Annotated in this window: 1 protein-coding gene; it reads right to left on the minus strand. The window is 62.4% G+C overall.

Annotated features, from left to right (window positions below):
- Positions 1-1,546 (minus strand): RCC1 repeat-containing protein (locus FJ222_12815; GenBank protein ID MBM4165303.1); only part of this gene is annotated, 1,546 nt, incomplete at both ends.

Consider the following 1,546-nt stretch of genomic DNA (forward strand, 5'->3'; position numbering starts at 1 on the left):
ATACTTGGTCACATTCGTTATCCCGACAGGCACTGCCGTCCCGCCCGCGCCGGCGCCGACCGTCAATGGCGCGTCGTTATCGTTCTCGGTGGCGGTCACAACCGCGCCAACGTCAACCCCCATCAGGGATATCACGGCGCTGCCGTTCTCCGCGTCCGCATCCTGGGCCGCGGCCAGGGTCACGGTCTGATACGTGCTCCAGTTGGCGGTAGTGAAGACCAGGTTGCTTCCCGACTGGACCGTTATGTCGGCGTCTCCCGAGGTGCGTCTGGCGATGACCGTCACCGTCGCCGCCGGCGCCGCCGTGAGTTTTACCTGGAATGTCGCCGTGCCGCCTTCCGTAACAGTCACGCCCTTGACGCTGGCCGACACACGCACGGACGGTTGTCGCTCACGGACTGCCAGGGTGTGATCGCTTCCCGCTCCGATGACGACCACGCCAAAGAAGTCTGGGATCTCCACGGGATTCAACCGCATGGTGGTCGTCCCATCCCCAAGCTGGCCATAGGAGTTGTCTCCCCAGGCCCAGACACTGCCGTCCTCCTGCACAGCAAGAGAATGACCGTTGCCTGCGGCGATGGCAATAACCCCGCTCAGCGGCGTTCTATCCGCCATCAGCACCTGCACGGGATTCAGCCGGTTCGTATATTGCGTTCCATCGCCGATCTGGCCCCAAGCGTTATAACCCCACGCCCAGACGGTGCCGTCATCCTTCAAAGCAAGTGTGTGAATTGACCCGGCGGCGACGGCAGTCACATTGGACAGAGCCGCTCCATCCTGCATGATCACCTTCGCTGGGTTCAGGCGTGTGGTCATCGTCCCATCGCCAAGTTGGCCGGCCCAGTTATCACCCCATGCCCAGACCGTGCCGTCTGTCTTCAGCGCCACCGTTCTGTTCTCTCGCGCGGCGATACCGGCAACCCCGCTCAGCGACGCGCCGCCGCTCTGTTTAACCTGGACAGGTGTATTGCGACTGGTCGTCGTTCCATCGCCAACCTGACCGCTGCTATTGTATCCCCAGGCCCAGACACTGCCGTCGCTCTTCAGCGCTACGGTATGGCTCGATCCGGCCGCCACGTTGGTGACGCCGGTAAGACCAGTCACTTCTTCTGGATAGATGTTTGGATCGGTAATGCCGAGCTGGCCGTATCCGTTGTTGCCCCACGCCCACACACTGCCGTCGCTCGTCCGCGCCACCGCATGGCCGGACCCGGCACCGATACCTACCACATTCGTAAGCGCGCTCCCGTCCGACAGCTTCACCTGTACAGGCGCACTGCGACTGGTCGTTGTTCCATCGCCAAGCTGGCCGCTCACATTGTATCCCCAGGCCCACACCGTGCCGTCGGTCTTCAGCGCCATTGCGCTATAGTGACCAGCAACGATAGCCGAAACCCCCGAAAGGCCGGACACCTTTGTCGGCGTCAGCCGCCGGGTGGTTGTTCCATCGCCAAGTTGGCCGTACGTGTTATCACCCCAGGCCCAGACCGTGCCGTCACTCTTCAGCGCAAGGGAGTACGTGTAGTAATTGCCGGATGCGGCAATA

The sequence above is a fragment of the Lentisphaerota bacterium genome (genome assembly GCA_016873675.1).
In the GTDB taxonomy this organism is placed as follows: Bacteria; Verrucomicrobiota; Kiritimatiellia; order RFP12; family JAAYNR01; genus VGWG01.